This is a genomic window from [Clostridium] celerecrescens 18A (assembly GCF_002797975.1).
GTDB classification, from domain to species: Bacteria; Bacillota; Clostridia; order Lachnospirales; family Lachnospiraceae; genus Lacrimispora; species Lacrimispora celerecrescens.
Genome location: NZ_PGET01000001.1, coordinates 3,507,198 through 3,533,446, shown reverse-complemented (window position 1 = coordinate 3,533,446; position 26,249 = coordinate 3,507,198). Strand labels below are relative to the sequence as shown.

Below are 26,249 nucleotides of genomic sequence, written 5' to 3'. Positions count from 1 at the left end.
CGTAAACGGTTTTCAGTTTCCTATGTGATGAACATTATATCACGATAATTGAGATACGCCAGGCGGCGTTGAAGCACTGGCATACCTTTATGTCCAAGAGTTTGGACAATTAAGAAGAAAGGAGAAATATAATGGGAATTAAAAAGTATAACCCATATACCCCTTCCAGAAGACACATGACTGGTTCTGATTTCAGCGAAGTCACAAAGTCAACTCCTGAGAAGTCCTTAATCAGCAAAACAATCAATAAAACAGCCGGCCGTAATAACCAGGGTAAGATCACGGTAAGACATCGCGGAGGCGGCGTTAAGAGAAAATATAGAATCATCGATTTTAAGAGAAACAGCAAAGACGGCATTGCAGCAACTGTTATCGGTATCGAGTACGATCCAAACAGAACTGCCAACATCGCACTGATCTGCTACGAAGACGGTACAAAAGCATATATCCTTGCACCGGCTGGTTTAACAGATGGCATGAAGGTTATGAGCGGTGAGATGGCAGAAGCTAAAGTCGGCAACTGCTTACCACTAAGCCAGATCCCGGTTGGTGCTCAGGTTCATAACATTGAGCTTTATCCTGGAAAAGGCGGACAGTTAGTTCGTTCCGCAGGAAATGCTGCTCAGTTAATGGCAAAAGAAGGCAAATATGCTACTCTTCGTTTACCTTCCGGCGAGATGAGAATGGTTCCGATCAACTGCAGAGCAACCATCGGCGTTGTAGGCAACGGAGATCACAACCTGATCAATATCGGTAAAGCTGGTAGAAAACGTCATATGGGCTTCAGACCTACTGTACGTGGTTCTGTTATGAACCCGAATGACCATCCTCACGGCGGTGGTGAAGGCAAGACTGGTATCGGACGCCCAGGTCCAAGTACACCATGGGGCAAACCAGCACTTGGCTTAAAGACCAGAAAGAAAAACAAGCAGTCTAACAGACTGATCGTTAGAAGAAGAGATGGAAAGACCGTTAAATAATTGAAGGAGGTTAGAATCTATGGCTCGCTCACTTAAAAAAGGACCATTTGCAGATGCTCATTTACTGAAAAAAGTAGATGTTATGAACGCAGCAGGACAGAAACAGGTAATTAAGACCTGGTCTCGCCGTTCTACAATCTTTCCGCAGATGGTTGGACATACAATTGCAGTTCACGATGGCAGAAAGCACGTTCCGGTATATGTTACAGAAGATATGGTTGGACATAAGCTGGGTGAATTCGTTGCCACAAGAACCTACAGAGGACATGGTAAGGACGAGAAAAAATCAGGCCGTAAGTAGATAGAAACAAACTCCTCCGGGCATTCGTTAGGATTCCCAGGGGCGTTAAAGTTGAAAGGAGGATTCACCAATGGCTAAGGGACATAGAAGCCAGATTAAAAGAGAAAGAAATGCCGTGAAGGACACCAGACCATCAGCAAAGTTATCCTATGCTAGGGTTTCTGTTCAGAAAGCATGCTTCGTATTAGATGCCATCAGAGGCAAAGATGTTATGACAGCACTTGGTATTGTGACTTACAATCCCAGATATGCTTCTTCTTTAATAGAGAAGTTATTAAAATCAGCAATTGCTAACGCTGAGAATAACAACGGTATGGACCCTGCAAAGCTTTATGTAGAGGAATGTTTTGCAAACAAGGGACCGACAATGAAAAGAGTAAAACCGAGAGCACAGGGCCGCGCTTACAGGATCGAGAAGAGAATGAGCCACATCACCGTTGTGCTTAATGAAAGATAAGGAGGCAAATAATGGGACAGAAAGTTAATCCACACGGCTTAAGAGTCGGTGTTATTAAAGACTGGAACTCAAAATGGTATGCTGAAGCTGATTTCGCAGATAACCTGGTAGAAGATTATGCGATCAGAAAGTTCCTTAAGAAAAGATTATACAGCGCCGGCATTTCTGATATAGAAATTGAGAGAGCATCTGACCGCGTGAAAATTACGATTCATACAGCGAAGCCAGGTGTTGTTATCGGTAAAGGCGGATCTGAGATCGAGAAATTAAAAGCTGAAGCTCAGAAGCTTACAGATAAAAAGTTATTTGTTGACATCAAGGAAATCAAAAGACCTGACAAAGATGCTCAGTTAGTAGCTGAATCTATTGCGCAGCAGTTAGAGAACCGTGTATCCTTCCGCCGGGCTATGAAGTCCACCATGGGTCGTTCCATGAAGGCTGGAGTAAAGGGTATCAAGACTGCAGTTGCAGGACGTCTTGGCGGCGCTGATATGGCTCGTACCGAGTTCTACAGCGAAGGAACCATTCCGTTACAGACACTCAGAGCAGATATTGACTATGGTTTCGCTGAAGCAGATACAACCTTCGGTAAGATCGGTGTTAAGGTATGGATCTACAATGGCGAAATACTTCCAACTAAAGGAAACAAGGAAGGGAGCGGAAAATAATGTTAATGCCTAAAAGAGTTAAACGTCGTAAACAGTTCCGTGGATCCATGGCTGGTAAAGCGTTAAGAGGCAATACTATCAGCAACGGTGAATTCGGTTTAGTCGCTGCAGAACCATGCTGGATCAAATCCAACCAGATCGAGGCAGCCCGTGTTGCCATGACTCGTTATATCAAGCGTGGCGGTAAAGTCTGGATCAAGATTTTCCCGGATAAACCTGTAACAGCAAAGCCAGCAGAAACCCGAATGGGTTCCGGTAAGGGCGCTCTGGAATACTGGGTAGCAGTAGTAAAACCAGGCCGTGTATTATTCGAAATCGCTGGAGTACCTGAAGAAACAGCACGTGAAGCTTTACGTCTTGCTATGCATAAGTTACCGTGCAAGTGTAAGATTGCTGCTAAAGCAGATTTAGAAGGCGGTGAATGACAGTGAAAATTAATAAGTATGTGGAAGAATTAAAAGGAAAATCAGCTGCAGAACTGAATGAAGAATTAGTAGCTGCAAAGAAAGAACTTTTCAACTTAAGATTCCAGAACGCGACCAACCAGCTTGATAACACAAGCAGGATCAAAGAGGTTCGTAAGAACATTGCCAGAATTCAGACTGTTATAACTGAGAAGGCTAAATTAGCTTAAGTTGCAGTTCTTTAAAAAGCATGACACACACGAGTGTGTGTAAACTTATAGATTGGGCCGCCAGGGCCAAAACTCGAAAGGAGAATACCGAACGTGGAGAGAAATTTAAGAAAAACCCGTACTGGTAAGGTTGTAAGCAGCAAGATGGATAAGACCATCGTTGTGGCTATTGAAGACCATGTAGAACATCCTTTATACGGCAAGATCGTAAAAAGAACGTATAAATTAAAAGCTCATGACGAGAACAACGACTGCAACATGGGCGATACAGTTAGAGTAATGGAAACAAGACCGCTGTCCAAAGACAAGAGATGGAGACTTGTTGAGATTATCGAGAGAGCGAAATAATATATCCAGGAAGGAGTAACAGGCATGATTCAGCAGGAAACCAGATTAAAGGTTGCCGATAATACTGGTGCAAAAGAGCTTCTTTGTATCCGTGTTATGGGCGGATCTACAAGAAGATATGCTAATATTGGTGATGTTATCGTTGCCAGCGTAAAAGATGCAACACCTGGCGGTGTTGTGAAGAAGGGCGACGTTGTTAAGGCCGTTGTCGTACGTTCCGTTAAGGGCGCACGCCGTAAAGACGGTTCTTATATCAAGTTCGATGAGAATGCTGCCGTAATTATCAAAGATGACAAGACTCCAAAAGGAACTCGTATCTTTGGACCGGTTGCCAGAGAGTTAAGAGAGAAGCAGTTCATGAAAATTGTTTCCTTAGCTCCCGAAGTATTATAAGGAGGTGTCGGACTGTGCATAAAATTAAAAGAGACGACCTGGTAAAGGTTATCGCAGGAAAAGATAAAGACAAACAGGGCAAAGTTCTTCACGTAGATACGAAGAATAGCAAAGTGGTAGTGGAAGGTGTTAACATGATTACAAAGCATGTGAAACCAGGCCCAGGCAGCCCACAGGGTGGTATCGTACAGAAAGAAGCTGCACTTGATATCTCCAACGTAATGCTTGTTGTTGACGGAAAAGCAACCAGAGTTGGTTTTGAAGTAAAAGACGGCAAAAAAGTCCGTGTTGCAAAAGCAACCGGTAAAGTAATTGACTAATTCGGAGAGGAGGAATAAAAATTGGCTAGATTAAAAGAGATGTACCAGACAGAGATCGTAGAAGGTATGGTCAAGAAATTTGGATATAAGAACATCATGGAAGTGCCAAAGTTAAATAAGATTGTCATCAATATGGGTATTGGTGAAGCAAAGGAAAATGCCAAGATTTTAGACTCTGCAGTAAGAGATTTAGAAATCATCTCCGGTCAGAAGGCAGTTTTAACAAAAGCTAAAAAATCAGTTGCTAACTTCAAGATCAGAGAAGGTATGCCGATCGGATGTAAAGTAACTTTACGCGGTGAGAGAATGTATGAATTTGCTGACCGCCTGATCAACCTTGCACTTCCTCGTGTACGTGACTTCAGAGGAGTAAATCCTAATGCATTTGACGGCAGAGGGAATTATGCTCTTGGCATCAAGGAACAGCTTATTTTCCCTGAAATTGAGTACGATAAAGTTGACAAGGTAAGAGGTATGGACGTTATTTTCGTCACTACCGCTAAGACAGACGAAGAAGCCCGTGAACTTTTGACATTATTCAATATGCCATTTGCAAAATAGTAGGAGGAATAATCCATGGCTAAGACTTCAATGAAGATCAAACAGCAGAGACCTGCAAAGTTCTCCTCAAGAGAATACAATCGTTGCAGAATCTGTGGTCGTCCACATGCTTATTTGAGAAAATACGGAATCTGCAGAATCTGCTTCCGTGAATTAGCATACAAGGGCCAGATCCCAGGCGTTAAAAAAGCAAGCTGGTAAAATAAGGAAGGAGGCAATTTCAAAATGACTATGAGCGATCCAATCGCAGATATGCTTACAAGAATCCGTAATGCAAATACTGCAAAACATGATACAGTAGATGTACCTTCATCTAAGATGAAATTAGCTATTGCTGATATCCTTGTAAAAGAGGGCTACATTAAGAAATACGATCTCGTAGAAGACGGTGCATTCCAGACAATCCGGATCACCTTAAAATACGGTAAAGATAAAAATGAGAAAATCATTACAGGTATTAAGAGAATCTCCAAGCCTGGTTTACGTGTATACGCAAACAAAGAGGAGTTACCAAGAGTACTTGGCGGTTTAGGAACTGCTATCATCTCCACAAACCAGGGCGTTATTACCGATAAGGAAGCACGCACTGCAGGTATCGGCGGAGAAGTACTGGCGTTTGTTTGGTAATTAAGAGAAGCATCTGAAAACAGAAGGAGCGCAAAGTTCTTTCCGAAAATTTAAGGAGGTAAACGGCATGTCACGTATAGGAAGAATGCCTATCGCGATTCCGGCAGGCGTAACTGTTGCAATCGCAGAAAATAATAAAGTGACTATAACAGGTCCTAAGGGAACTCTTGAAAGAGTGTTACCATCTGAGATGACAATCAAAGAAGAAGATGGTCATATCGTTGTTACAAGACCGAATGATTTAAAGAAGATGAAATCTTTACACGGTCTGACAAGAACATTAGTAAACAACATGGTCGTTGGTGTTACTAACGGTTATGAGAAGAAGCTGGAAATCAATGGTGTTGGTTACAGAGCACAGAAGCAGGGCAAGAAGCTGGTTCTTTCTCTTGGCTATTCCCACCCGGTAGAGATGGAAGATCCTGATGGAATCGAAGCTACCATGGAAGGTCAGAACGTCATCATTATTAAAGGTATCGATAAAGAAAAAGTTGGCCAGTACGCTGCTGAAATCAGAGATAAGAGAAGACCTGAACCGTATAAGGGCAAGGGTATCAAGTATGCTGACGAAGTTATCAGACGTAAAGTTGGTAAGACTGGTAAGAAATAATTAAGGAGAGTGTAAAGATGGTTAGCAAACAGTCAAGAAGCGAAGTTCGCGTTAAAAAGCACAACAGAATACGTAACCGTTTTGCAGGCACTGCAGAAAGACCACGTTTAGCTGTGTTTAGAAGCAATAATCATGTGTATGCTCAAATTATTGACGATACAGTTGGTAAGACTTTAGTCGCTGCTTCTACAGTAGAAAAAGAAGTAAAGGCAGAATTAGAGAAAACTAACAACGTTGATGCTGCAGCATATGTAGGTACCGTAGTAGCAAAGAGAGCCCTTGAAAAAGGAATTAAGGGAGTTGTCTTTGACAGAGGCGGTTTTATATATCATGGTAAGATTCAGGCATTAGCAGACGCAGCCAGAGAAGCTGGTCTGGAATTCTAAGTAGAGAGGAGAATGACAGCGTGAAACGTACAATTTTTGATGCAAATCAGTTAGAATTAAACGACAGAGTAGTTGCTATCAAGCGCGTATCTAAAACCGTTAAGGGTGGACGTACCATGAGATTCTCTGCTTTAGTAGTCGTAGGTGATGGCAATGGCCACGTAGGTGCGGGTCTTGGCAAAGCCGGTGAAGTTCCAGAAGCAATCCGTAAAGGAAAAGAGGCTGCTGTTAAGAATATGGTTGCTATTCCCATCGATGAGAACAACAGTATTCCTCATGACCTGATCGGAAAATTCGGAAGTGCATCTGTACTTCTTAAGAGAGCTAATGAAGGTACAGGAGTTATTGCAGGAGGTCCTGCACGTGCGGTTTTAGAGCTTGCAGGTATTAAGAATATCCATTCTAAGTCCTTAGGTTCTAATAATAAGACCAATGTAGTTTTAGCTACAATAGAGGGATTAACCCGTTTAAAAACTCCTGAGGAAGTTGCAAAGCTTCGCGGTAAATCTGTAGAAGAGATTTTAGGCTAAGGAGGATATGAAAATGGCAGATAAATTAAAAGTCACATTGGTGAAATCCCCGATCGGCGCAGTTCCGAAGCATAAAGCAACCGTTGAAGCATTAGGCTTAAAGAAGCTTCATAAAACAGTTGAGATGCCGGATAATAACGCGGTTAGAGGTATGATCGCAAACGTGCGTCATTTAGTAAAAGTTGAAGAGATTTAAGAGAATACAGTAAGGAGGTGCAAGCGATGGATTTATCAAATTTACAGCCTGCGTTAGGTTCCAAACACAGCGACAACTTCAGAAGAGGCCGCGGACATGGTTCAGGAAACGGCAAGACAGCAGGTAAGGGTCATAAAGGACAGAAAGCACGTTCCGGTGCAACTAGACCAGGTTTTGAAGGTGGTCAGATGCCTTTATACAGACGTATTCCTAAGAGAGGCTTTACCAATAGAAATACTAAAATTATTATCGGTATCAATGTAGGCGCTTTAGAGTGTTTTGACAATGGTACAGTTGTTACTGTTGAAACTTTGTTAGAGAGCGGTATCGTTAAGAATCCGCGTGACGGTGTTAAGATCCTTGGAAATGGAGAATTAACCAAAAAGCTTACAGTAAAGGTAGATGCTTTCAGCGAAGGCGCAAAAACCAAAATCGAGGCTTTAGGTGGAACCTGCGAGGTGATCTAATATGTTAAAAACACTCCGTAATGCATTCAAGATCAAGGATGTAAGAAAGAAACTTATCTTTACATTCATGATGCTGGTGGTTACTAGAATCGGTTCTCAATTGCCGATTCCAGGAGTTGAAACAAGCTTTTTTAAAGATTTTTTTGCCAGGCAGAATAACGATGCGTTTGGATTTTTCAACGCAATGACAGGCAGCTCTTTTACCAATATGTCCGTATTTGCCTTGAGCATTACCCCTTACATCACATCTTCCATCATCATGCAGCTTTTGACCATAGCGATTCCTAAGCTTGAAGAAATGCAGCGGGATGGGGAAGATGGCAGAAAGAAGATTGCAGAATACACCCGTTACGTAACAGTTGGTCTGGCTTTAATCGAGTCCGTCGCTATGGCGATTGGATTCGGCGGCCAGGGGCTGTTAAGAGAATTTAATGTATTAAGTATTATTATTGCTGTTGCAACGATGACCGCTGGAAGTGCTCTTCTGATGTGGATCGGTGAGCGAATTACGGAAAAGGGTGTGGGAAATGGTATTTCCATTGTTTTGACCTTTAACATCATTTCCAGCTTTCCTTCGGATATGTCAACCTTATATACCAGATTCATGTCTGGAAAATCGGTTGCAGTAGCTGCAGTTGCAGCCATTATTATCGCTGCTGTTATCGCAGCGATTGTAATATTTGTTGTTATCCTTCAGAATGGTGAGAGAAGAATTCCTGTACAGTATTCGAAAAAGATGCAGGGACGGAAGATGGTCGGCGGTCAAGCCACCAACATTCCGTTAAAGGTGAATACAGCCGGCGTTATCCCGGTTATCTTCGCTTCCTCCATTATGTCGTTCCCGGTAGTGATTTCCCAGTTCTTTGGGGCCAATATTAACTACAACAGCATTGGAGGCCACATTTTATCGGCACTCAATTCTTCAAGCTGGTTTAAACCGGAAAGACCGTTATATACCATCGGTATGCTCGTCTACGTGGCTCTTATCATCGTGTTCGCTTATTTTTATACATCAATTACGTTTAACCCGCTTGAAGTTGCGAATAACATGAAAAAGTCCGGTGGCTTTATCCCGGGCATCCGTCCAGGGAAACCAACCAGTGATTATCTCAATTCCATTTTGAACTATATCGTATTTATAGGCGCATGCGGCTTGACGATCATTTGTATTATTCCGATCATGGTTTCCGGTTTATTTAATGTAAGCCGTTTATCCTTTGGAGGTACATCTTTAATCATCATCGTCAGTGTAGTCTTAGAGACGTTGAAGGCGATTGAATCTCAGATGCTTGTGCGCTATTATAAAGGATTTTTAAACGATTAGAGGACAAACCAAGAGAAACACGCACGGCGTGTTTTTCTTGGAATTTGTGTTATTTAACCTTAAGGAAGCAAGGGAGGGACTGTTTATGAGAATTATCATGTTAGGTGCTCCTGGTGCCGGCAAAGGTACCCAGGCAAAAAAAATTGCTGAAAAGTATCAGATTCCCCATATTTCTACTGGAGATATTTTCCGAACCAATATTAAAGAGGGAACAGAGTTAGGCAGGAAGGCAAAGGAATACATGGATCAGGGCGCTCTTGTGCCGGATGAACTGACCATTGGTATGCTGATGGACCGTATTCAGAGTGATGACTGTGAAAATGGATACGTGCTGGATGGTTTTCCAAGAACCATTCCCCAGGCGGAAAGTCTTAAAAAGGCCCTTTCTGATATGGGACAGAAGATTGACTTTGCGATTAATGTGGATGTACCGGATGAGATAATTATAGACAGAATGGCAGGCCGTCGTGCTTGCATTGCCTGCGGAGCTACATATCATATTGTGTATAATCCAAGCAGGGTTCCCGATGTATGCGACGTGTGTGGAGCAGGGCTTGTTTTGCGGGATGACGATAAGCCGGAAACCGTTAAAAAGCGTTTGTCGGTCTACCATGATCAGACAAAGCCTCTGATCGAATATTATAAGGAAGCTGGTGTGCTGGTGAATATTGATGGAACACAGGAATTAAACAAGGTGTTCTCGGACATCGCTGACCTATTAGGAGCATAGTTTATGTCAGTTACGATTAAATCTGCAAGAGAGATAGAACTTATGAGAGAGGCAGGAAAGATTCTTTGTAAAACTCACGAAGAGCTTTCAAAAGCCTTGAAGCCGGGAATGACAACCTGGGATATTGATCATCTGGGAGAAGAAATCATAAGGAGCTACGGCTGTCAGCCCTCTTTCCTGAACTATAACGGATATCCTGCCTCCATCTGCGTTTCTGTAAACGATGAAGTGGTTCATGGGATTCCAAGCAAGAAACGGATTTTAATGGAGGGCGATATCGTAAGCCTGGATGCCGGGGTTATTTACAAAGGATATCATTCCGATGCGGCTAGGACTTACGGAATCGGGGAGATCACTCCTTTCGCAGGGCAGCTCATAGAAGTGACAAGACAATGTTTCTTTGAAGGGATTAAATTTGCAAAATCTGGCAATCATCTGAATGATATATCTGCTGCAATCCAGATCCATGCAGAAAAATTTGGATTTGGAGTTGTACGGGATCTGGTAGGCCATGGAATCGGTACTCATCTCCATGAGGAGCCGGAGGTGCCGAACTTTGCACAGAAAAGACGGGGAATCAAATTAAAGCCGGGAATGACCTTGGCCATCGAACCCATGATCAATGGGGGAACCCCTGAGGTCGTATGGCTTGACGATGACTGGACCGTAGTTACAGAGGATGGCAGCCTTTCCGCTCATTATGAAAATACCGTGCTGATTACAGAGGGTGAACCGGAGATTCTTAGTCTGGTTTCCTTTGACCGCTGAGGAAATGCCCATGGAATTAACTACCGGAGCATTCGTAAAGTCTGCGGCGGGTCACGATAAAGACGGTTATTTCTTCATATTGCGGGAGGAAGGCGAATATATATATCTGGTGGACGGAAAAAGCAGACGTTTGAACTGCCCGAAGAAGAAAAAGAAAAAGCATGTGAAAGCCCTTTTATGGGAGAAACATTCGCCCGGAGTAAAGATCCGGGAAAATAAATTAGTCACCGATGAAGAAATCAAACATTTCATCAGATGTTTCAAAAGAGAAGAACAGGTTGTTAGGAGGTAAGCTTTATGTCAAAAGCAGATGTTATTGAAATTGAAGGAACCGTTGTGGAGAAGCTTCCCAACGCCATGTTCCAGGTAGAACTGGAGAATGGCCATCAGGTATTAGCTCACATCAGCGGAAAACTTCGCATGAACTACATTCGTATTTTACCGGGAGATAAAGTGACCATTGAGATGTCCCCTTATGATTTAAGCAAAGGAAGGATCATCTGGAGAGACAAATAAGGCGCTGTTTTATAAAACACTGCCTGTTTCCCTAGTGCGACACACCAGGGTAAAGGGTTAATAAATATATAGGAAAAAGTGCTTGCATTTTAAAATAAACAGTGTTATAATGCTATAGCGACTTTGTTGAAATACTGGGTGTATTATGCCCTTATGGGCAGCACTGGTTTTACGATAAAACACACTGCGGGTATACTCAGAAGGCTCTTTCCAAAAAGAGCTCCATCGCCACCAGGCTCGTAAAAGAGCCGGTCGGGTGCGGGGGAGCGCTTTTGCGCGGAAACGTCTTTTAAAAGACGGCAAGTGCTTCATGTGAAAGGGCGCATAACGGAAAGGAGAATTGCTGTGAAGGTTAGATCATCAGTCAAACCGATTTGCGAAAAATGCAAAATCATTAAGAGAAAAGGCAGTATCAGAGTAATCTGTGAAAATCCTAAGCATAAGCAGAGACAAGGTTAAAAAAATTAATGGAGGTGTAATACACAAATGGCTCGTATTTCAGGTGTTGATTTACCAAGAGAAAAACGTGTTGAGATCGGCTTGACCTATATCTACGGTATCGGCAGAACAAGTTCAAACCGCATCCTGACAGAGGCTGGCGTTAGTCCTGATACTCGTGTTAAGGACTTAACAGACGACGAAGTAAAGAGAATTTCATCAGTAATTACTGATTCTCAGATTGTTGAAGGTGATTTACGCAGAGAGATCGCTATGAACATCAAGAGACTTCAGGAAATCGGTTGCTACCGTGGAATCCGTCATAGAAAGAGCCTGCCAGTTCGTGGTCAGAAGACAAAGACCAACGCAAGAACTCGTAAGGGTCCTAGAAAGACTGTAGCAAACAAGAAGAAATAAGCATTGAACATTTAGTGAGTTATCTCACGAACTCAGTGTGACGGCGTGCCCCGCTTTATCGGGCAAAGAACTTCATTATCCAACAACAGCGAATCACGTTACATGTTTTAAAAACAGGAATAACAGGATTCAGATGCAAGTAAAAAGAAAGTAGGTTAGTTTAAAATGGCTAAAAAAGTGTCCACTACTAAAAAAGTGACAAAAAAGCGCGTAAAGAAAAACGTTGAACGCGGACAAGCACATATCCAGTCATCTTTTAATAACACGATCGTGACATTAACAGATACACAGGGTAACGCATTATCCTGGGCAAGTGCTGGTGGTCTTGGCTTCAGAGGTTCAAGGAAATCTACTCCATATGCAGCTCAGATGGCGGCAGAAACTGCTACTAAGGCAGCTCTTATACATGGTTTAAAATCAGTAGACGTTATGGTTAAAGGTCCTGGTTCAGGCCGTGAAGCAGCTATTCGCGCACTTCAGGCATGCGGATTAGAGGTAACCAGCATTAAGGATGTAACCCCAGTTCCACATAACGGTTGTCGTCCACCAAAACGTAGAAGAGTCTAATTAGGAGGTAATTACAGTGGCAGTTGATAGAGTTCCTGTTCTTAAAAGATGTAGATCCCTTGGTCTTGATCCAATCTATTTAGGAATAGATAAAAAATCAAACAGAGAATTAAAAAGAGCTAACAGAAAGATGAGTGAGTACGGCATTCAGCTTAGAGAAAAGCAGAAAGCCAAATTCATCTACGGAGTTCTTGAGAAACCTTTCCGTAACTACTATGCTAAGGCTTCCAGAATGAATGGTCTTGTGGGTGAAAACCTGATGATCCTTCTTGAGAGAAGACTTGACAATGTAGTATTCCGTATGGGATTCGGAAGAACAAGAAGAGAGACCAGACAGATGGTTGACCATAAGAGCATTCTTGTAAACGGCAAATGCGTAAACATTCCTTCCTATTTAATTAAGGCTGGAGATGTGATCGAAGTTAAAGAGAAGTGCAAAGCCAATTCAAGATTCAAAAGTGTTCAGGAATCAACCGCAGGACGTATGGTTCCGGCATGGCTTGATGTTGACCATGAGAATTTACGTGGTACTGTAAAAGAGTTACCAACAAGAGATGAGATTGATGTTCCGGTGAATGAAATGCTTATCGTCGAGTTGTACTCCAAATAATTGAAAGTCTGTTGATTGAAGCCGGCTTTCGCCCAGGGGATACCCCCTGGGCAAGGTTTGAGTATAAGACCCTCGATACAAAATACCCAAAAGGAGGGGCTATTAGTGTTCGATTTTGAAAAACCAAACATTGAGATTGCTGAAATCTCAGAAGACAAGAAATATGGCAAATTTGTAGTTGAACCGCTTGAAAGAGGTTATGGCACGACTTTAGGAAATTCCTTGAGAAGAATCATGCTTTCTTCCTTACCGGGCGCTGCAGTCAGCCAGGTAAAAATCGACGGCGTTTTGCATGAATTCAGTTCTATTCCAGGAGTTAAGGAAGATGTGACTGAAATCATCATGAACATCAAGAGCTTATCTATTAAGAATAATAGCGATACTAACGAAGCTAAGGTTGCATACATTGAGTTTGAAGGCGAAGGCGTTATTACGGCCGCGGACATTCAGGCGGATCCGGATATTGAGATCATGAATCCGGAACAGATCATTGCAACTCTCAGCGGCGGCACGGACAGCAAGTTCTATATGGAACTTACTATCACCAAGGGCCGTGGCTATGTAAGCGCAGACAAGAATAAGAGTGAAGATTTACCGATTGGCGTGATTGCCGTTGATTCTATCTATACACCAGTCGAGCGCGTCAACATGACGGTAGAAAACACCCGAGTAGGTCAGGTTACCGATTATGATAAACTGACATTAGATGTTTTTACAAACGGTACTTCGGCACCGGATGAAGCGGTCAGCCTTGCCGCTAAGGTGCTCAGCGAGCACTTGAATCTGTTCATTGATTTATCTGAGAACGCCAAGACTGCAGAAGTCATGGTGGAAAAAGAGGATAATGAAAAGGAAAAGGTTCTGGAAATGAACATTGATGAACTGGAGCTTTCCGTCCGTTCATACAACTGTCTGAAGAGAGCCGGTATCAATACAGTGGAAGAACTGTGCAACCGTACCTCTGAGGACATGATGAAGGTTCGTAACCTGGGCCGCAAGTCTTTAGAAGAAGTGCTGGCTAAATTAAAAGAGTTAGGCTTGCAGCTTAACCCAAGCGATGATGCCGGTGTATAACCGGACCGCTTGAAGCAGGTAATTTATGGAGATTAAGCACCGGTACAGTAAGTCCGAAGAAGCGTGTACCTGTGTTCCACAAATGGAGGAATATTAAAATGGCAGGATATAGAAAGCTGGGAAAAACTTCCAGCCAGAGAAAAGCATTAATCAGAAGCCAGGTAACTGCATTATTATATAATGGCAAAATCGTGACAACAGAGGCAAGAGCAAAAGAAATCCGCAAGGTGGCTGAAGGCCTCATCGCTTTAGCGGTAAAAGAGAAAGACAACTTTGAGACTGTTAAGGTTACCGCAAAGGTTGCACGTAAAGATAAAGACGGCAAGAGAGTAAAAGAAGTTGTTAACGGTAAGAAAGTTACCGTATACGATGAAGTAGAGAAAGAGATCAAGAAAGATCTTCCTTCCAGACTTCACGCAAGAAGACAGATGTTAAAAGTTCTTTATGATGTAACAGAAGTTCCCGCACAGGCTGCAGGAAGAAAGAAAAATACAAAATCTGTTGATCTGCCAAAGAAACTGTTTGAAGAAGTTGCACCAAAGTACGTATCCCGCAACGGTGGTTATACACGTATCGTTAAGATCGGCCAGCGTAAGGGTGACGGAGCTATGGCAGTCGTGCTTGAACTGGTATAATCCACGAAAGCAATGAGCAGTGCTGAAGAAAGGTTCGATAAAATTTTCGTTGTGCTTGCACATAAGAAAATTTTATCGAACCTTTCTTCATAGGGCGAATGCACGTGAGCTGCAAATCCGACGGATTTGTCAGCTTGCACTGCGGACTCAACACCCCGCCAACTTGCACTGCACCCCCTCATCCCAGTGTTGGAGCACCCCCAATATCGGGATTTTTTTGTTTTTCTTCTAATCCATACAGAAATGCAAGAATAAAGAAAGAATATCGTAAGTTGACGGATAATTGCTTTTAGGGATATAATGTCAGTAGTAGAAGTAGATGACTGTTTTGTCAAATTACGTTAATTTATAGTGGGAGGTTTTTTTATGAGACTTTTTAAACGGTTAGCTGCATTGGCTTCTATGGTAAGCCTGCTGGGACTCACCATCCCATTTGAATCTCTGGCTGCTGTAAAGACCATAACATCGGTGACCATTTACGCAGGATTAGAGGAGCTTGCCTCAGGGGACACACTGCCATCAGAGAGTAGTTTTAAGACTAACGAAGGAACAGGGAATTACGTTTATTCCAACAACGATAGATACGAAGTAACGGATTTGGACTGGATCACATCTGATACGAAGGAAATGAAGGTTGGTTCCGAACCAAAGATGAAGGTAACTTTAAGGGCGACAAACTCCGATGAGTATGCTTTTAAGGGTGGTTATCAGTCCAGTAATGTATCCATTAAAGGAGGAACCTATGTTTCTTCCAGCCGCTCAGGGTCAGATACGCTGTATGTCACATTTACCTTTAAGCCTGTAAAAGGAACTTATGAATCACCGGAGGATGCTGATTGGAGAGATTCTGGATACGGCACTGCCAAGTGGAGCTCTGTTGATAATAGTTCAGGCGCCTATGATGTTTATCTGTACCGGGGAAACAGTATTATAAAAAAGGTGGAGAAGCTTAAGGCTACCACTTATAACTTCTTTCCTTATATGACAAAGGCAGGCACCTATAGCTTTAAGGTTCGTACCGTACCTTATACGGAGAGCGAGCAGAAATATGGAAAGAACAGCGAATGGACGGAATCTGGCGAAGTATACCTGCCGCAGGAAAAGGTATCAGATGGAAGCGGCCAGGATAACAGCGCTGTAGCGAACGGCCAGGTCGGCTGGATCAAGACCGGAAATATCTGGTATTACCGATATCCGGATGGAACCTACCAGAAGAACAATTGGGCTAAAATCAATAATAAGTGGTATTTATTTGATTCAAACGGAGGTATGGTCACTGGCTGGCAGCAGAGGAATAATTTATGGTATTTCTTAAACAGCGATGGGGCGATGACAACGGGCTGGGTTGTATCCAATAACAAATGGTATTATTTAAATCCATCTGCGACAAGCGGTGTAGAAGGAGCCATGATTACTGGCTGGGTTAATTACAATAATAAATGGTATTATACGGATTCCACCGGAGCCATGCAGGAAGGCTGGAGGCAGGTAGAAGGAAATTGGTACTACTTCTATCCAGGTGAAGGCTCAAAGGCTGTTAATACTACCATCAGTGGTTTTCCGGTTGACGGCAACGGTATCTGGCGTAAGTAATATCAGGAAAGGAAGTAGATACAATGAAATGGATGCAGGGGAAAGGGAAGTGGCTGGTACTTTTATGCGCTTTTATGGTTCTGGGAACAGGGATGACAGCACCGGCTTCCGGAAGCTTGAAGATCCGCCTGGATCATGGAAGTAAAAGCAGCTGGACGGAAGGGATTCAGGTTCCGGATGTAACCGTCAACTATTCTGAGGTAAATCCGAAATGGAGCAAGGAGGATGTAGACGATTGGATTCCGGGTAAGAAGATCACCGCTACCATAAGTGTAGACGGCACGTTTACCAGATCTGATTGCACGATTTTTGGTGGAAGCCTGGTTTCTGTAAAGGCAGAAGATGGTGAAACTGAAATAAAGGTTTCCTACGTTCCGGTAGCAATGCTGGAAAGCCCAAAAGAGGCAGGTTGGAGCGACAACGCTAAGACGAAGGCTTCCTGGAAAAAGGTTCCTTTCGCATCCAGGTACCAGGTGGTCCTGTACCGGGAAGGCGGTATCTGGGTCAAGAGCCTGACTACCTCATCTACTTCTGTGGACCTTCTGCAGTATATGGATGGCGGTTATAAATATTACTATACCGTAAAGGCGATTCTAAAGGATTCTTCGGAAGAAGATTATTTAAAAGAAGGAGAAGTTACCACCTCTGATGATTCCGTGGTACAGGAGCTGGGCGATACTTCAGGAACCTGGGCAGAGTATCAGAACGGAAAAAAATATCGGGGCGAGGACGGAAATTACGTTGTCGGTCAATGGAAAATGATCAGCGGAAAATGGTACTATTTTAACAAGGATGGCTTCGCAGTAGCTGGCTGGCAGTTAATTGGCGAAAAATGGTATTATATGGGAGCTAACGCCCAGATGATGACCGGCTGGCAGCAGATAAACGGAAAGTGGTATTACTTAAACTCCGACGGTGATATGGCTATCGGCTGGATCCAGCCGCAGCCTGGAAAGTGGTATTACCTCTATAGCGACGGCAGCTTGGCGGTGAATACGAAGGTTGACGGCATTTACCATATTGACGCTTCCGGACTTTGGGTTCCGTAATAAAAAATGGCACAGATTGCATCTGTGCCATTTTTTTATCCCTGGATATAGAGAAAAGGTTTCAAACACTTCGTTTTACTGTCTATTTCACCCCTGAATTTACAAAAGATTCACGTCTATGCTTGACTGTTATGAAATATTCATCTAAAATTATGTGGCATATGTATGTTTGAGTGTATCAGAGAAAGGTCTGCTATGGGAATAATAAAAACTTCGAAACTGATATTTGATTATATCAGAAGAGATGAGGAAGAAAATATTGAAGAGATTAAACGTGCCATTGACGGCGTCAGTTTGGATATTAAGGCGGGGCAGTTTGTAGCCATTCTTGGACACAACGGTTCTGGCAAGTCAACCTTTGCAAAACAGTTAGATGCGATCCTTCTTCCTACGGAGGGAACCGTGTGGATTCAGGGAATGGATACCTCTGTGGAAGAGAATTTATGGGAAGTTCGGAAAAAGACCGGTATGGTATTCCAGAACCCGGATAATCAGATCATCGGAAATATCGTGGAGGAAGATGTAGGGTTTGGTCCTGAAAACCTGGGAGTTCCTACGGAGGAGATATGGAAGCGGGTAAATGAGAGCCTGGAGAGTGTTGGAATGGCTGCATATCGCTTAAAATCCCCTAACCGGCTTTCCGGTGGACAGAAGCAAAGGGTTGCCATTGCCGGCGTTATGGCAATGCGGCCTCAGTGCATTGTTTTGGACGAGCCTACGGCCATGTTGGATCCTAACGGCCGGAAGGAAGTTGTGAAAACGGTCAGGGAATTAAACAGGAAGGAAGGAATCACGGTCCTTCTGATTACTCACTATATGGAAGAAGTCATAGATGCAGACCGGGTCATTGTCATGGACAACGGTAAGGTAGTCATGGACGGAGCTCCGAAGGAAATATTTTCAAGGGTCAAGGAACTTAAATCCTACCGCCTGGATGTTCCCCAGGTAACAGAGCTGGCCTATGAACTGCAAAAGAATGGCGTAGACTTACCGGATGGGATACTGACACTGGAAGAACTGATGGAAAATCTTCTGCCGAAGTTCGCAGAGCGTTTTCCTGGAAAGGTGACTCTGGGGAATGGAGTAAAGGATGGCAATTAGAGCAGAGCATTTGAATTATGTTTATGGGCTTGGAACAGCCTTTGAGCAGTGTGCGCTAAAGGATGTGAATCTGGAAATAAACGATGGGGAATTTGTCGGCCTTATCGGGCATACAGGTTCCGGGAAGTCGACCCTGATCCAGCATTTAAACGGACTGATAAAAGCCACTGATGGGGCCATCTATTATAATGGAAGAAACATTTATGAGGAAGGATACAATTTGCGGGCCTTAAGAAGCAAGGTCGGACTTGTATTCCAGTATCCGGAGCATCAGCTTTTTGAGATCAATGTGTTTACAGACGTTTGCTTTGGGCCAAAGAATCAGGGGCTTTCCAAGGAGGAGGCCGAGAAAAGGGCAAGGGAAGCACTCACTATGGTAGGGCTTGATGAAAGCTTTTATGCCCGTTCGCCTTTTGAGCTTTCCGGAGGGCAGAAGAGACGGGTGGCCATAGCAGGAGTTTTGGCCATGGAGCCGGAGGTACTCATACTGGATGAACCCACTGCAGGCCTGGATCCAAGAGGAAGAGACGAGATCCTGGACCAGATAGCGCGGCTTCATAAGGAAAGGAATATGACCATTATACTGGTTTCCCACAGCATGGAGGACATTGCCCGGTATGTGGACCGGATTCTTGTTATGAATCAAGGGGAAAAGGTGTTTGATGATACTCCGAAGGAAGTATTTAAGCATTACAAGGAGCTGGAATCGATCGGCCTTGCGGCACCTCAGATCACCTATGTGGTCCATTCGCTGCAGGATCATGGAGTTCCTGTTGATGATAACGTTACAACCGTAGAAGAAGCCAGAGACGAGATTTTACGGCTTCTTGAAAAATAGACCGGGAGATATTATGCTGAAAGATATTACTTTAGGGCAGTATTATCCGGTGGATTCAAAGCTTCATAGGCTGGATCCCCGGACAAAGCTGTTTGGGACTATGGTTTTTATTATATCCCTTTTTATTGCAAATGACATATGGGCGTATTTAATCGCCACTTTTTTTCTGATCACATCGGTCCGTTTAAGTCAGGTTCCGTTTAAATTCATGGTACGGGGGTTAAAGGCGATTGTGTTCCTTCTGCTCATCAGCGTCAGCTTTAATTTATTCCTGACTCCGGGAGAACCTATCTTCCAGCTGGGATTTTTAAAATTGACAAGGGAAGGGGTGAAAACAGCTTCCTTTATGGGAGTCCGGCTCATCTACCTGGTGGTTGGATCTTCCATCATGACCCTTACCACCACGCCTAACCAGCTGACCGATGGCCTGGAAAAGAGCCTTGGGTTTTTAAAGAAGGCGGGAGTTCCGGTCCATGAGGTATCCATGATGATGTCCATTGCTTTAAGATTCATTCCGATCCTTGTGGAAGAAACCGATAAGATCATGAAGGCTCAGATGGCCAGGGGTGCTGATTTTGAAACAGGAAATCTGATTCAGAAGGCAAAAAATATGATTCCTCTTCTTGTACCCTTATTTATTTCCGCATTCCGCCGTGCTACGGACCTGGCAATGGCCATGGAGGCCAGATGCTACCGGGGCGGGGAAGGAAGGACTAAAATGAAGCCTCTTCGGTATGGAAAACTGGACGGGATCGCTTATCTGGTGTGTCTGGTGTATCTGGCCGCTATCACTGGGTTTCGAATCATGGGTTAAGGCTCCCATAAAATAGGAGGATGTATGAAACGGGTTAAAATGATTGTGGCCTATGACGGCACCAATTACTGCGGATGGCAGATCCAGAGAAACGGGATCACCATAGAGGAGGTTCTTAACAGGGAACTGACTAAACTTCTAAAGGAGCCTGTAGCCGTAATCGGGGCCAGCAGAACCGATTCCGGGGTTCACTCGGAAGGGAATGTGGCGGTCTTTGATACGGAGAACCGGATGCCTGCCGATAAAATATGCTTTGCCTTAAACCAGAGGCTGCCGGATGATATCCGGATCTTACAGTCTGAGGAGGTAGCGCCGGATTATCATCCGAGAAAGCAAAACTGTGTTAAAACTTATGAATATAAAATCATGAACCGGAAAATCGAAGTACCAACCATGCGACTTTACAGCTATTTCTGTTATTTTCCACTGGATGTGGAGCGGATGCGGGAAGGTGGTGCCTATCTGGTGGGAGAACATGATTTTAAAAGCTTCTGTACGGCCCGTGGGCAGGCGGAAGAGACCGTACGTACCATTTATAGCCTGGATATTGAAAAGAGCGGGGATCTCATTACAATCCGTATTAAGGGCAGCGGTTTTCTGTATAACATGGTGCGGATCATTGCAGGGACGTTAATGAAGGTCGGCATGGGGGTGTATCCGCCGGCTCATGTGGAAGAGATTCTTGATGCCAGGGACCGGAATGTGGCAGGGCCAAAGGCTGCGGCAAAGGGACTTTCCCTGATAAGCCTTGATTATGAAACAGAACTTAAAAAACAAATCCGGGGAGAGAATAAGGAATGGAGCTATACTCTTTCCCAGGATAAGATTGTTTCGGAAGGAAAAGCCTGGCTTCATATTCACCGGTGCAGGGAAGAGGATTTTGAGAGACTTCTGGTCCGTGTGGTTCATCAGGCGGTTCAAAACGGTGCAAAAACCATTTTTGTCCGGGACGAGGAGTTAGATGGAAGGATCATTTTGGGAAAGCCCTACGGATTTTATATTTTTCAGGCTGATCCTGAGAGCCAGGGGTGGTACGTGACACAAAAATAGGCCGAAAAACCTTGATTTTATGGGAAAAGAGGTTGACACATCCGGCTGAATGTAATATAATGTATAACTGTGACGTTAGACGAAAATGTTCAGCCAAAGCCCCGGAGTGAGCATTTTGTAATATAGTTATGCTTAAAAAAACCATAATTTACAGGAGGTTGTCCAATGAAGACTTTTATGGCTAGTCCAGCAACAATTGAAAGAAAATGGTACGTAGTTGATGCTACAGGATATACATTAGGACGCTTGGCTTCAGAAGTAGCTAAAGTATTAAGAGGTAAGAATAAACCGATCTACACACCGCATATGGATTGCGGCGATTATGTGATCGTTGTAAATGCAGATAAGATTGCCGTAACTGGTAAGAAATTAGATCAGAAGATCTACTACAACCACTCTGAGTATGTAGGTGGTATGAGAGAAACAACTTTAAGAGAAATGATGGCTAAAAAGCCTGAAAAGGTTATTGAACTGGCAGTTAAGGGTATGCTTCCCAAGGGACCTTTAGGAAGAAGCATGATAACAAAACTTCACGCATATGCAGGTGCAGAGCATGGTCATGCAGCTCAGAAACCAGAAGTTTTAGAGTTCAAATTTTAATCAGAGGTGCTGAAAGGAGGAAGTTATCATGGCTAATGCAAAATTTTACGGAACAGGTAGAAGAAAAAAATCTATCGCTAGAGTATATTTAGTACCAGGTACAGGTAAGATCACTATCAATAAGAGAGATATTGACCAGTATTTAGGTCTTGAAACATTAAAGCTTGTTGTTCGTCAGCCGTTAGTTGCTACAGAGACAGTTGATAAGTTTGACATTATGGTTAACGTTCACGGCGGTGGATTCACAGGACAGGCCGGTGCAATCAGACACGGTATTTCAAGAGCTCTGCTTCAGGCAGATGGAGAGTATCGCCCGATTCTTAAGAAGGCAGGCTTCTTAACAAGAGATCCAAGAATGAAAGAAAGAAAGAAGTACGGCTTAAAGTCAGCTCGTCGTGCTCCACAGTTCTCAAAGAGATAAGCAGACAGAAAATCGAATTACAGCAGAACCCCGAAAAACATTATGTTTTCGGGGTTTTCTTATTTACTGAAATAATAAGAGCAAGTACAATCGTGCTGCAGGGTGTGTTGACCTCATTCTAAAAGAATGGGGGTGATGCCTATGAAAAATCGTTTTGAGCTATATATAGCTATACTTAGCAAAAACCACCCTATAAACTTTGGACGGTTAAGGGTGGCTTTGCTTCTCATATAATCGGTCAACCCCTTGTAGTGGTAAACATGCATGAGACGCCTTAAAATCAGCCTTTTAAGTTCTCCAAACGATAATTTTCGAGTTCTGAGAACGTTTCAAAGCTATCGTATATCGGGAACTTGGATATACATGAGCTGTCCTGGATCATGCCCCATAAGAACAAATATATTGTATATATAAGGAGATGGTTACCTTTTTGGAAGCCATCTTTTTTCGTTTTTTTCACTCTGAATTTCCTAGTGGAAATCATAAGAAAAGGGATTGCAATCTACCGTCATTCATGTTATTATGTCTCTGAGGGGGAGACATTAAAAGGAAATATGTCTGCGCATAAAAGACATTTTTCGTCTCACAAAGACATATAAAGCAATGAGAAAGGTGGAGGTTACAATGAAAGAAAGAATGATGTATGCAATTGTAAAAGAACAGGCGGCACGTGGGTTGGCGCTTAGAGAGGTCCCCATTCCAGAGATAGGGGAAAATGATGTGAAGATCAAGATTCACTTCACATCAATCTGCGGTACGGATTTACATATCCATAACTGGGATAAGTGGTCTCAGGAGACAATAAAACCGCCGATGACCATCGGACACGAATTTGTAGGTGAAATCGTGGAAGTGGGCAGCCTTGTGAAGGAATATAAAATCGGCGATATCGTATCGGGAGAGGGCCATATCGTATGTGGGCATTGCCGTAACTGTAAAGCAGGAAAACGCCATCTCTGCAAAAATACCGTCGGTGTAGGGGTAAACCGTGACGGTGCATTTGCGCAGTATCTGGTGATTCCGCAGACCAATGTGATTATCTGTGAGCCGGGGATCCCTGAGGAATTATGTTCTTCCTTTGATCCTCTGGGCAATGCGGTACATACAGCATTGTCCTTTGATATGGTGGGTGAGGATGTGCTGATCACGGGAGCCGGTCCTATCGGTATTATGGCTGCAGCGATTTGCCGTCACGTGGGAGCCAAACATGTGGTGATCACAGATGTCAATGATTACCGGCTGAACCTGGCCCGGGAAATCTGCGGTGCCCATACTGTCAATGTAGCCCGGGAGAGCTTAGATGATAAGATGCGGGAACTTCATATCGAGGAAGGCTTTGATGTCGGACTTGAGATGTCCGGCAACGGCCAGGCGTTTACTTCCATGATTGACCATATGTACAACGGCGGCAAGATTGCAGTGCTGGGCCTTCAGGGAAGCGATACTGTGGTGCCATGGAATAAGATCGTGATTAACTGTCTGCAGTTAAAGGGAATTTATGGCAGGGAAATATTTGAAACATGGTACAAGATGATGGCTATGCTAAACAGTGGCCTTGAAATAGAGAAGATCATCACCCATAAGTTTGATTTCCGGGAGTTCCAGAAGGGCTTTGATGTAATGAACAGCGGACAGTGCGGAAAGGTAGTTCTGGACTGGACGAAGATTTAATAGTGGATGAGACGAAGGAATTGACATAGATAGGCTATTTGGCCAGACATTGAAAATGAACGATAGGAGAGAAGTGATATTATGAAAAATGCATTAAACTATTATAAAGAAGCGGTGGAGCAGGCCAGAGAAGACGGAACTTATAAAGAAGAGCGCATTATCACAACACCTCAAAGGAGCAGAATCAATACTACGAAGACAGAAAATGTTATCAATATGTGTGCCAACAATTATCTTGGACTTTCCGACAACCAGGAGATTATAGAGGCGGCCAAAGCCACTTATGATACATGGGGATACGGTTTGTCTTCCGTACGTTTCATTTGCGGAACCCAGGGGATACACAAGGAACTGGAAGCAAAAATCTCTTCCTTCCTGGGTATGGATGATACGATTTTGTACTCCTCCTGTTTCGATGCTAACGGAGGCCTGTTTGAGACACTGCTGACAGAGGAAGATGCGGTGATCAGCGATGCATTAAATCATGCCAGCATCATAGATGGCGTGCGTTTATGCAGGGCAAAGCGCTTCCGTTATGCCAATAATAATATGGAGGAGTTAGAACAGTGCTTAAAGGATTCCCAGGATGCCAGGATTCGTCTGATTGCCACAGACGGTGTATTTTCCATGGATGGCATTGTGGCTGATTTAAAAGCAATCTGTGATCTGGCTGACAAATACGACGCACTGGTGATGGTGGATGACAGCCATGCAGTAGGATTTATGGGAAGGCTTGGCAAAGGTACACCGGAACACTGCGGCGTCATGGGCCGGGTGGATATCATCACCGGTACACTGGGCAAGGCTCTGGGTGGAGCCAGCGGCGGATATACCAGTGCCAGACAGGAAATCGTGGATTTGCTCCGTCAAAAGAGCAGGCCGTATCTGTTTTCCAATACTGTAGCTCCTGCAATCGCCGGCGGAGCCATAAAGACCTTTGAAATTCTGGAGCGGAGCACGGAGTACAGGGACCGTGTTCATGAAAATACCCGTTATTTCAGGGAGAAGATAAAAGCGGTAGGTTTTGATATTATAGAAAGTGATCATCCGATTGTGGCAATTATGCTGTATGATGCAAAGACGGCTGTAGAATTTGCGGCAAGGATGCTGGAGCGCGGCGTATACGTCATCGGTTTCTGCTATCCGGTGGTTCCAAAAGGAAAGGCAAGAATCCGAACACAGATATCTGCCGCCCATACCAGGGAGGATTTGGATTTTGCAGTAGAATGCTTTAAACGTGTAAAGGAAGAGATGGGGATTTAAGAAATTAGCGGAGTCGATTTGCTATAAAATGAAATGGACGAAAGCGGGGAACAGGATTATATTCTATCCGGTTCCCCGCTTTCATACGTGAACTGCTTACTGTTGTTTGAATTTTATTATTGTTGACTTGACAACAATAATTTAACATGTTATCATAAGATTGCTTACCAGGAAACAAAAAGGAGATATAATATGGAGCGGGAAATACTTCAACAATTCACGCAGCTTTATAATAATCAGGACATACTTAGCAATCTTATAAATAGTGGTTTAAATTCACAATATAGCAATTCAGAATTGCATTGCATTGAAGCGATCGGAACGCTTGAACACCCAAATGGAGTGCAACTCGCTGCTCTTCTCTCTATGACTCGAGGTGCAGTTACAAGGCTGGCTAAGCGCTTGCTGCGGGATGGTCTTATCGAGCGTTATGTTCTTCCGGATAATAAAAAAGAAATTTACTATCGCCTGACCTCTCTAGGAGAGGTTCTGTATAAAGAACATGAGGTTGCTCATATGAAATGGGAAGAACGTGATATTACCTTTTTATATTCTGTTCCAATAAAGGAGCAAGAAGTAATACTTGACTTTTTACAAAAGTTCAATAACTATCTGAAAGACAAAATACAGGAGGAAACGCAATGAAATATGATTTAACAACACAAGTGGACCAGTGCTTAATGGAGCAATGGCTTTCCACACAGGAAAACCGCCATATAGCCGCAGGACATGTTGGAACACATTTAGATACTTATGAGAAGAGTGTTATCCCGCTAGATTACATTACGTGCCCGGGTATTGTTTGGGATGTATCAGATATTGCAGAGGATCGTGAAATCTCCCTCTCTGATATTGAGAATTTAAACATACCGGAACATGCCTTTCTTTTCATATACACTGGTCGAAGTGAAAAAGAAAAGTATGGTACTGCTGATTATTTTCGTGATCATCCGCAGTTATCCAATGAGTTGATCCAGTGGCTTACGAATCAACCACTTCGCTTTTTGGGAATTGACTGCTCAGGAATTCGCCGTGGAAAAGAGCATGAACCTGCGGACAGGTTGTTGGAGAAGAAGGGTATATATGTTATTGAGAACTTATGTGATCTTAATCAATTGTTAGATATTGATGTCTTTAAAGTCTACACACTTTGGTTTGATGATCCTGTTGCTACCGGATTACAATGCAAAGTGGTGGTGGATACTGGTTTCTCAACTTAAATGCGAGTGAATTCGCTTGTTGCGTTACGGGTTTAACTGGAGGTAACTTTTCAATCGGTCAGCAAATGGGAA

The 26,249-nt window shown here is 43.4% G+C and carries 40 protein-coding genes; all 40 read left to right on the top strand.

Annotated elements, in window-relative coordinates:
* The first annotated feature begins 131 nt into the window (after positions 1-131).
* On the top strand, positions 132-980 hold the full coding sequence (rplB, locus tag H171_RS16125) for a 50S ribosomal protein L2 (RefSeq protein ID WP_100306053.1): 849 nt from the start codon (positions 132-134) through the stop codon (positions 978-980).
* Positions 981-999: 19 nt separating this feature from the next.
* Entirely contained in the window at positions 1,000-1,281 is a 282-nt protein-coding gene (gene rpsS / locus H171_RS16120) for a 30S ribosomal protein S19 (protein WP_013274336.1), read from the top strand.
* 70 nt (positions 1,282-1,351) lie between these two features.
* Positions 1,352-1,738, top strand: coding sequence for a 50S ribosomal protein L22 (gene rplV / locus H171_RS16115; RefSeq protein WP_029701447.1), 387 nt, complete (start codon positions 1,352-1,354; stop codon positions 1,736-1,738).
* An 11-nt stretch (positions 1,739-1,749) separates the two neighbouring features.
* On the top strand, positions 1,750-2,406 hold the full coding sequence (rpsC, locus tag H171_RS16110) for a 30S ribosomal protein S3 (RefSeq protein WP_025231330.1): 657 nt from the start codon (positions 1,750-1,752) through the stop codon (positions 2,404-2,406).
* The gene (rplP, locus tag H171_RS16105; RefSeq protein WP_100043630.1) at positions 2,406-2,831 is read left to right on the top strand and encodes a 50S ribosomal protein L16; all 426 of its coding nucleotides are present in this window, start codon (positions 2,406-2,408) and stop codon (positions 2,829-2,831) included. Before rpsC ends, rplP begins: the two co-directional genes overlap by 1 nt.
* 2 nt (positions 2,832-2,833) lie before the next feature.
* Positions 2,834-3,040, top strand: a complete 207-nt coding sequence (rpmC, locus tag H171_RS16100) for a 50S ribosomal protein L29 (RefSeq protein WP_041709469.1) — start codon at positions 2,834-2,836, stop codon at positions 3,038-3,040.
* A 93-nt stretch (positions 3,041-3,133) separates the two neighbouring features.
* A complete protein-coding gene (gene rpsQ / locus H171_RS16095) occupies positions 3,134-3,388 on the top strand; it encodes a 30S ribosomal protein S17 (protein ID WP_100306052.1) in 255 nt (84 codons plus the stop codon).
* 24 nt (positions 3,389-3,412) lie between these two features.
* Entirely contained in the window at positions 3,413-3,781 is a 369-nt protein-coding gene (gene rplN, locus H171_RS16090) for a 50S ribosomal protein L14 (protein ID WP_013274330.1), read from the top strand.
* 14 nt (positions 3,782-3,795) lie between these two features.
* On the top strand, positions 3,796-4,101 hold the full coding sequence (gene rplX / locus H171_RS16085) for a 50S ribosomal protein L24 (protein ID WP_100306051.1): 306 nt from the start codon (positions 3,796-3,798) through the stop codon (positions 4,099-4,101).
* Between the two features lie 21 nt (positions 4,102-4,122).
* The gene (gene rplE / locus H171_RS16080; RefSeq protein WP_100306050.1) at positions 4,123-4,662 is read left to right on the top strand and encodes a 50S ribosomal protein L5; all 540 of its coding nucleotides are present in this window, start codon (positions 4,123-4,125) and stop codon (positions 4,660-4,662) included.
* A gap of 15 nt (positions 4,663-4,677) precedes the next feature.
* Positions 4,678-4,863, top strand: a complete 186-nt coding sequence (locus H171_RS16075) for a type Z 30S ribosomal protein S14 (protein WP_002604691.1) — start codon at positions 4,678-4,680, stop codon at positions 4,861-4,863.
* A 24-nt stretch (positions 4,864-4,887) separates the two neighbouring features.
* The gene (gene rpsH / locus H171_RS16070; protein ID WP_100306049.1) at positions 4,888-5,289 is read left to right on the top strand and encodes a 30S ribosomal protein S8; all 402 of its coding nucleotides are present in this window, start codon (positions 4,888-4,890) and stop codon (positions 5,287-5,289) included.
* Between the two features lie 67 nt (positions 5,290-5,356).
* Positions 5,357-5,899 (top strand): 50S ribosomal protein L6, encoded by a 543-nt coding sequence (gene rplF, locus H171_RS16065; RefSeq protein ID WP_100306048.1) that lies wholly within the window; start codon positions 5,357-5,359, stop codon positions 5,897-5,899.
* A 17-nt stretch (positions 5,900-5,916) separates the two neighbouring features.
* On the top strand, positions 5,917-6,285 hold the full coding sequence (gene rplR / locus H171_RS16060) for a 50S ribosomal protein L18 (RefSeq protein WP_025231338.1): 369 nt from the start codon (positions 5,917-5,919) through the stop codon (positions 6,283-6,285).
* A 20-nt stretch (positions 6,286-6,305) separates the two neighbouring features.
* Positions 6,306-6,815, top strand: coding sequence for a 30S ribosomal protein S5 (gene rpsE, locus H171_RS16055; RefSeq protein WP_035286429.1), 510 nt, complete (start codon positions 6,306-6,308; stop codon positions 6,813-6,815).
* Positions 6,816-6,828: 13 nt separating this feature from the next.
* Positions 6,829-7,011, top strand: coding sequence for a 50S ribosomal protein L30 (rpmD, locus tag H171_RS16050; protein WP_100306047.1), 183 nt, complete (start codon positions 6,829-6,831; stop codon positions 7,009-7,011).
* A 26-nt stretch (positions 7,012-7,037) separates the two neighbouring features.
* Entirely contained in the window at positions 7,038-7,478 is a 441-nt protein-coding gene (rplO, locus tag H171_RS16045) for a 50S ribosomal protein L15 (RefSeq protein ID WP_025231340.1), read from the top strand.
* A 1-nt stretch (position 7,479) separates the two neighbouring features.
* A complete protein-coding gene (gene secY, locus H171_RS16040) occupies positions 7,480-8,802 on the top strand; it encodes a preprotein translocase subunit SecY (protein WP_100306046.1) in 1,323 nt (440 codons plus the stop codon).
* A gap of 85 nt (positions 8,803-8,887) precedes the next feature.
* Positions 8,888-9,532, top strand: a complete 645-nt coding sequence (locus H171_RS16035; protein ID WP_100306045.1) for an adenylate kinase — start codon at positions 8,888-8,890, stop codon at positions 9,530-9,532.
* A gap of 3 nt (positions 9,533-9,535) precedes the next feature.
* Positions 9,536-10,300, top strand: a complete 765-nt coding sequence (gene map, locus H171_RS16030; RefSeq protein ID WP_100306044.1) for a type I methionyl aminopeptidase — start codon at positions 9,536-9,538, stop codon at positions 10,298-10,300.
* A gap of 10 nt (positions 10,301-10,310) precedes the next feature.
* Complete coding sequence (locus tag H171_RS16025; RefSeq protein WP_242976973.1) at positions 10,311-10,592, top strand: KOW domain-containing RNA-binding protein; 282 nt, start codon at positions 10,311-10,313, stop codon at positions 10,590-10,592.
* Between the two features lie 5 nt (positions 10,593-10,597).
* On the top strand, positions 10,598-10,816 hold the full coding sequence (gene infA, locus H171_RS16020) for a translation initiation factor IF-1 (protein ID WP_013274317.1): 219 nt from the start codon (positions 10,598-10,600) through the stop codon (positions 10,814-10,816).
* Between the two features lie 345 nt (positions 10,817-11,161).
* A complete protein-coding gene (rpmJ, locus tag H171_RS16015) occupies positions 11,162-11,275 on the top strand; it encodes a 50S ribosomal protein L36 (RefSeq protein WP_003497809.1) in 114 nt (37 codons plus the stop codon).
* Positions 11,276-11,302: 27 nt separating this feature from the next.
* Positions 11,303-11,671: a 30S ribosomal protein S13 gene (rpsM, locus tag H171_RS16010; RefSeq protein WP_025231345.1), complete on the top strand. Its 369-nt coding sequence runs from the start codon at positions 11,303-11,305 to the stop codon at positions 11,669-11,671.
* 165 nt (positions 11,672-11,836) lie between these two features.
* Positions 11,837-12,238 (top strand): 30S ribosomal protein S11, encoded by a 402-nt coding sequence (gene rpsK, locus H171_RS16005; RefSeq protein ID WP_024834894.1) that lies wholly within the window; start codon positions 11,837-11,839, stop codon positions 12,236-12,238.
* A 16-nt stretch (positions 12,239-12,254) separates the two neighbouring features.
* Positions 12,255-12,848 carry a 30S ribosomal protein S4 gene (rpsD, locus tag H171_RS16000; RefSeq protein ID WP_025231346.1) on the top strand — a complete coding sequence of 198 codons (594 nt, stop codon included), beginning with the start codon at positions 12,255-12,257 and terminating at the stop codon, positions 12,846-12,848.
* A 105-nt stretch (positions 12,849-12,953) separates the two neighbouring features.
* Complete coding sequence (locus H171_RS15995; RefSeq protein WP_038281325.1) at positions 12,954-13,922, top strand: DNA-directed RNA polymerase subunit alpha; 969 nt, start codon at positions 12,954-12,956, stop codon at positions 13,920-13,922.
* A gap of 98 nt (positions 13,923-14,020) precedes the next feature.
* Positions 14,021-14,557: a bL17 family ribosomal protein gene (locus H171_RS15990; RefSeq protein ID WP_025231348.1), complete on the top strand. Its 537-nt coding sequence runs from the start codon at positions 14,021-14,023 to the stop codon at positions 14,555-14,557.
* A 366-nt stretch (positions 14,558-14,923) separates the two neighbouring features.
* A complete protein-coding gene (locus H171_RS15985; RefSeq protein ID WP_100306042.1) occupies positions 14,924-16,150 on the top strand; it encodes an N-acetylmuramoyl-L-alanine amidase family protein in 1,227 nt (408 codons plus the stop codon).
* Positions 16,151-16,173: 23 nt separating this feature from the next.
* Positions 16,174-17,199 carry an N-acetylmuramoyl-L-alanine amidase family protein gene (locus H171_RS15980; RefSeq protein ID WP_100306041.1) on the top strand — a complete coding sequence of 342 codons (1,026 nt, stop codon included), beginning with the start codon at positions 16,174-16,176 and terminating at the stop codon, positions 17,197-17,199.
* Between the two features lie 195 nt (positions 17,200-17,394).
* On the top strand, positions 17,395-18,300 hold the full coding sequence (locus H171_RS15975) for an energy-coupling factor transporter ATPase (RefSeq protein ID WP_100307555.1): 906 nt from the start codon (positions 17,395-17,397) through the stop codon (positions 18,298-18,300).
* Positions 18,290-19,138 carry an energy-coupling factor transporter ATPase gene (locus H171_RS15970; RefSeq protein ID WP_100306040.1) on the top strand — a complete coding sequence of 283 codons (849 nt, stop codon included), beginning with the start codon at positions 18,290-18,292 and terminating at the stop codon, positions 19,136-19,138. Before H171_RS15975 ends, H171_RS15970 begins: the two co-directional genes overlap by 11 nt.
* A 13-nt stretch (positions 19,139-19,151) precedes the next feature.
* The gene (locus tag H171_RS15965) at positions 19,152-19,952 is read left to right on the top strand and encodes an energy-coupling factor transporter transmembrane component T family protein (RefSeq protein WP_100306039.1); all 801 of its coding nucleotides are present in this window, start codon (positions 19,152-19,154) and stop codon (positions 19,950-19,952) included.
* Between the two features lie 24 nt (positions 19,953-19,976).
* Positions 19,977-21,002 carry a tRNA pseudouridine(38-40) synthase TruA gene (truA, locus tag H171_RS15960; RefSeq protein WP_100306038.1) on the top strand — a complete coding sequence of 342 codons (1,026 nt, stop codon included), beginning with the start codon at positions 19,977-19,979 and terminating at the stop codon, positions 21,000-21,002.
* A 165-nt stretch (positions 21,003-21,167) separates the two neighbouring features.
* Positions 21,168-21,602 (top strand): 50S ribosomal protein L13, encoded by a 435-nt coding sequence (gene rplM / locus H171_RS15955; RefSeq protein ID WP_100043638.1) that lies wholly within the window; start codon positions 21,168-21,170, stop codon positions 21,600-21,602.
* A 28-nt stretch (positions 21,603-21,630) separates the two neighbouring features.
* Positions 21,631-22,023: a 30S ribosomal protein S9 gene (rpsI, locus tag H171_RS15950; protein ID WP_054792117.1), complete on the top strand. Its 393-nt coding sequence runs from the start codon at positions 21,631-21,633 to the stop codon at positions 22,021-22,023.
* Between the two features lie 624 nt (positions 22,024-22,647).
* Positions 22,648-23,694, top strand: coding sequence for an L-threonine 3-dehydrogenase (gene tdh, locus H171_RS15940; RefSeq protein ID WP_207655199.1), 1,047 nt, complete (start codon positions 22,648-22,650; stop codon positions 23,692-23,694).
* Positions 23,695-23,775: 81 nt separating this feature from the next.
* Complete coding sequence (locus tag H171_RS15935; RefSeq protein WP_100306036.1) at positions 23,776-24,957, top strand: glycine C-acetyltransferase; 1,182 nt, start codon at positions 23,776-23,778, stop codon at positions 24,955-24,957.
* A 192-nt stretch (positions 24,958-25,149) separates the two neighbouring features.
* Positions 25,150-25,602 carry a MarR family winged helix-turn-helix transcriptional regulator gene (locus H171_RS15930; RefSeq protein WP_100306035.1) on the top strand — a complete coding sequence of 151 codons (453 nt, stop codon included), beginning with the start codon at positions 25,150-25,152 and terminating at the stop codon, positions 25,600-25,602.
* Positions 25,599-26,177 (top strand): cyclase family protein, encoded by a 579-nt coding sequence (locus H171_RS15925; protein ID WP_100306034.1) that lies wholly within the window; start codon positions 25,599-25,601, stop codon positions 26,175-26,177. Before H171_RS15930 ends, H171_RS15925 begins: the two co-directional genes overlap by 4 nt.
* Positions 26,178-26,249 lie beyond the last annotated feature (72 nt).

Coding starts and splice junctions, on each gene's coding strand:
- H171_RS15925 (WP_100306034.1), top strand. CDS start 25,599: ATGAAATATGATTTAACAACACAAGTGGACCAGTGCTTAATGGAGCAA.
- secY (WP_100306046.1), top strand. CDS start 7,480: ATGTTAAAAACACTCCGTAATGCATTCAAGATCAAGGATGTAAGAAAG.
- rplR (WP_025231338.1), top strand. CDS start 5,917: ATGGTTAGCAAACAGTCAAGAAGCGAAGTTCGCGTTAAAAAGCACAAC.
- H171_RS16025 (WP_242976973.1), top strand. CDS start 10,311: ATGGAATTAACTACCGGAGCATTCGTAAAGTCTGCGGCGGGTCACGAT.
- rpsM (WP_025231345.1), top strand. CDS start 11,303: ATGGCTCGTATTTCAGGTGTTGATTTACCAAGAGAAAAACGTGTTGAG.
- tdh (WP_207655199.1), top strand. CDS start 22,648: ATGAAAGAAAGAATGATGTATGCAATTGTAAAAGAACAGGCGGCACGT.
- H171_RS15965 (WP_100306039.1), top strand. CDS start 19,152: ATGCTGAAAGATATTACTTTAGGGCAGTATTATCCGGTGGATTCAAAG.
- rplP (WP_100043630.1), top strand. CDS start 2,406: ATGTTAATGCCTAAAAGAGTTAAACGTCGTAAACAGTTCCGTGGATCC.
- H171_RS15935 (WP_100306036.1), top strand. CDS start 23,776: ATGAAAAATGCATTAAACTATTATAAAGAAGCGGTGGAGCAGGCCAGA.
- H171_RS15930 (WP_100306035.1), top strand. CDS start 25,150: ATGGAGCGGGAAATACTTCAACAATTCACGCAGCTTTATAATAATCAG.
- rplV (WP_029701447.1), top strand. CDS start 1,352: ATGGCTAAGGGACATAGAAGCCAGATTAAAAGAGAAAGAAATGCCGTG.
- H171_RS15970 (WP_100306040.1), top strand. CDS start 18,290: ATGGCAATTAGAGCAGAGCATTTGAATTATGTTTATGGGCTTGGAACA.
- rplN (WP_013274330.1), top strand. CDS start 3,413: ATGATTCAGCAGGAAACCAGATTAAAGGTTGCCGATAATACTGGTGCA.
- rpsI (WP_054792117.1), top strand. CDS start 21,631: ATGGCTAATGCAAAATTTTACGGAACAGGTAGAAGAAAAAAATCTATC.
- H171_RS15990 (WP_025231348.1), top strand. CDS start 14,021: ATGGCAGGATATAGAAAGCTGGGAAAAACTTCCAGCCAGAGAAAAGCA.
- rpsK (WP_024834894.1), top strand. CDS start 11,837: ATGGCTAAAAAAGTGTCCACTACTAAAAAAGTGACAAAAAAGCGCGTA.
- H171_RS16035 (WP_100306045.1), top strand. CDS start 8,888: ATGAGAATTATCATGTTAGGTGCTCCTGGTGCCGGCAAAGGTACCCAG.
- infA (WP_013274317.1), top strand. CDS start 10,598: ATGTCAAAAGCAGATGTTATTGAAATTGAAGGAACCGTTGTGGAGAAG.
- rplO (WP_025231340.1), top strand. CDS start 7,038: ATGGATTTATCAAATTTACAGCCTGCGTTAGGTTCCAAACACAGCGAC.
- H171_RS15975 (WP_100307555.1), top strand. CDS start 17,395: ATGGGAATAATAAAAACTTCGAAACTGATATTTGATTATATCAGAAGA.
- H171_RS15985 (WP_100306042.1), top strand. CDS start 14,924: ATGAGACTTTTTAAACGGTTAGCTGCATTGGCTTCTATGGTAAGCCTG.
- rplF (WP_100306048.1), top strand. CDS start 5,357: ATGTCACGTATAGGAAGAATGCCTATCGCGATTCCGGCAGGCGTAACT.
- map (WP_100306044.1), top strand. CDS start 9,536: ATGTCAGTTACGATTAAATCTGCAAGAGAGATAGAACTTATGAGAGAG.
- rpmD (WP_100306047.1), top strand. CDS start 6,829: ATGGCAGATAAATTAAAAGTCACATTGGTGAAATCCCCGATCGGCGCA.
- H171_RS16075 (WP_002604691.1), top strand. CDS start 4,678: ATGGCTAAGACTTCAATGAAGATCAAACAGCAGAGACCTGCAAAGTTC.
- rpsC (WP_025231330.1), top strand. CDS start 1,750: ATGGGACAGAAAGTTAATCCACACGGCTTAAGAGTCGGTGTTATTAAA.
- truA (WP_100306038.1), top strand. CDS start 19,977: ATGAAACGGGTTAAAATGATTGTGGCCTATGACGGCACCAATTACTGC.
- rplB (WP_100306053.1), top strand. CDS start 132: ATGGGAATTAAAAAGTATAACCCATATACCCCTTCCAGAAGACACATG.
- rpsS (WP_013274336.1), top strand. CDS start 1,000: ATGGCTCGCTCACTTAAAAAAGGACCATTTGCAGATGCTCATTTACTG.
- rplM (WP_100043638.1), top strand. CDS start 21,168: ATGAAGACTTTTATGGCTAGTCCAGCAACAATTGAAAGAAAATGGTAC.
- rpsH (WP_100306049.1), top strand. CDS start 4,888: ATGACTATGAGCGATCCAATCGCAGATATGCTTACAAGAATCCGTAAT.
- H171_RS15980 (WP_100306041.1), top strand. CDS start 16,174: ATGAAATGGATGCAGGGGAAAGGGAAGTGGCTGGTACTTTTATGCGCT.